Origin of the sequence: Nocardia sp. NPDC058497, from assembly GCF_042720195.1 — a bacterium.
In the GTDB taxonomy this organism is placed as follows: Bacteria; Actinomycetota; Actinomycetes; order Mycobacteriales; family Mycobacteriaceae; genus Nocardia.
In genome coordinates, this window is the sequence record NZ_JBHXMY010000434.1 from 1 (window position 1) to 2,443 (window position 2,443).

Annotated in this window: 2 protein-coding genes; one reads left to right on the forward strand and one right to left on the reverse strand. The window is 68.6% G+C overall.

The features are described 5' to 3' along the window. Positions 1-36: 36 nt before the first annotated feature. Complete coding sequence (locus ACFWPJ_RS24050; RefSeq protein WP_378854652.1) at positions 37-1,764, reverse strand: GMC oxidoreductase; 1,728 nt, start codon at positions 1,762-1,764, stop codon at positions 37-39. Positions 1,765-1,863: 99 nt separating this feature from the next. On the opposite strand from ACFWPJ_RS24050, the gene ACFWPJ_RS24055 reads away from it, so the two are divergent. Then, a partial coding sequence (locus ACFWPJ_RS24055) for a MerR family transcriptional regulator (RefSeq protein WP_378854653.1) occupies positions 1,864-2,443 on the forward strand: 580 nt, incomplete at its 3' end.

Below are 2,443 nucleotides of genomic sequence, written 5' to 3' on the forward strand. Positions count from 1 at the left end.
GTGCGAAACCGAGTATCCGGGGCCTGTTCTGGGGTCTCAGCCCGCGGTCTGTTCCTTGCTGCGGATCTCCACGATCGGCAGCACCAGCGCGGCGGGCGCGCCCGCGGGGACGGCGGGCTGCTGCGGGGCGACCGGTTCGATCCGGGTGTAGCCGGCGCTCTGCTCGGGGCGGGTGTCGACCTCGCCCTTGTTCGGCCAGTAGGCAGCGGCCCGCTCGGCCTGAGCGGTGATGGTCAGCGACGGGTTCACGCCCAGGTTCGCCGAGACGGCGGCGCCGTCGACGACACTCAGTGTGGGGTAACCGAATACGCGGTGGTAGGCGTCGATCACGCCGTGCTCACGGTCGGCGCCGATGGCGGCACCGCCGAGGAAGTGCGCGGTCAGCGGAACGTTGAACACCTCACCCCAGGTACCGCCCGCGACGCCGCCGATCTTCTCCGCGACCCGGCGGGTGACATCGTTGCCCGCCGGAATCCAGGTCGGATTCGGTTCGCCGTGGCCCTGCTTGGAGGTGAGCTTGCGCCTGCCGAACAGGCCGCGCTTGGTGTAGGTGGTGATCGAGTTGTCCAGGTGCTGCATCACCAGCGAGATGATGGTGCGCTCGCTCCAGTTCTTCACGCTCAGGAAGCGCACCAGCAGCAGCGGATGCATCAGCGCGACGCCGAGGAAGCGCAGCCAGCGCGGGACCTTGCCGCCACCGTCGACCATGAGGGTCTGCAGCAGACCCATCGAGTTGGAACCCTTGCCGTATCGGACCGGCTCGATGTGGGTGTCAGGGGTCGGGTGGATCGAGGAGGTGATCGCGACGCCCTTGGTGAAGTCCTGACCGGGCGCGAGCGTCTTGGTCGCCGCGCCGACGATGGACTCGGAGTTGGTGCGGGTCAGCAGGCCCAGCTTGTCCGAGAGGTTCGGCAGCACACCCTGATCGCGCATCGAGTGCAGCAGCTTCTGGGTGCCGAGGGTGCCCGCGGCGAGGACGACCTGCTTGGCCGTGTAGGTCTTGGGATCCTTGCGGACCCAGGCGCCGGTGCGCTCGGTCGCGACATCCCAGGTGCCGTCCGGCAGCGGACGCAACGCGTTGACCGTCGTCATCGGAATGATCTGTGCCCCGGCCTTTTCCGCGAGGTACAGGTAGTTTTTGACCAGGGTGTTCTTGGCGCCGAACTTGCAGCCGACCATGCAGTCACCGCACTCCACGCACCCCGTGCGCTCGGGGCCGACGCCACCGAAATACGGGTCGGCCACGGTCTTGCCCGGCTCGCCGAAGAACACGCCGACCGGAGTCTGCACGAAGGTGTCACCGACGCCCATGTCCTCGGCGACGGCCTTGAAGATCTCGTCGGCGGGAGTTATGTGCGGGTTCTGCACCACGCCGAGCATCTTCTTGGCCCGTTCGTAGTACGGGGTGAGCTCGGCACGCCAGTCGGTGATGTCGCGCCACTGGGCGTCCTGGAAGAACGGCTCCGGCGGGACGTAGAGGGTGTTGGCGTAGTTCAGCGAACCGCCGCCGACACCGGCGCCGCCGAGGATAAGTACGTCGCGCAGGGGATGGATGCGCTGGATGCCGAAGCAGCCGAGCTTGGGCGCCCACAGGAATTTGCGCAGGTCCCAGCTGGTTTTGGGCAGCTCGTCGTCGGCGAACCGGCGGCCGGCCTCGAGAATGCCGACCTTGTACCCCTTCTCCACCAGGCGCAGTGCGGTGACACTGCCGCCGAAGCCGGAGCCGACGATCAAGACGTCGAAGTCGGTGGTGCGATCGGACATGCGAGGGCTCCTCGAAGGGTGTCGACAGTGACGTCGGTAACGCTAACGTCGACAGCCAGAGCTGTCAAAGTTCGCCGGAATCGGCCCTATGCTGGTCGGGTGCCTCGATACACCCGTGCGGAACTCGCCGACATCAGCGGCGTGGCGGCGCGCACGATCCGCTACTACCACTCGCTCGGCGTGCTGCCGAAACCCGGCCGCGCGGGCAAGGAAGTCGTCTACTCCGACACGCACCTGGACCGGCTGCGCGACATCGTCGCCATGCAGGCCCGCGGGCTGCGCCTGGACGCCATCCGCGAGGTGTTCGACGCCGAACCGTCGCCCGGCGCCGGTGACTGGCGGACCCTGTTCGACCCGCGCGCCCCGCAGACGGGGGAGCGCGCCGTCCTGGTCGACGACGCCGAACTGACCGGCCTGCTCGGCGACCGCGGCACCGACGTCCTCGCCGAACTGATCGCGGCGGGCTACCTCGAGCGCCACGGCGACAGCTGGTTCGTGCCCGACCGCCCGATGCTCAAGGGCGCGCTCGTGCTCTACGACGTCGGCACCGACATCACCCTCAGCGGTGTGCTGCGCACGCTGATCCGGGAACGGATCGCCGACCTCGCCGACGACGTCGTGCGCACGGTCCGCGCCGCGGCGGGCACCGGGTACGGCGGCGCGGTCATCGGCGTGGGAC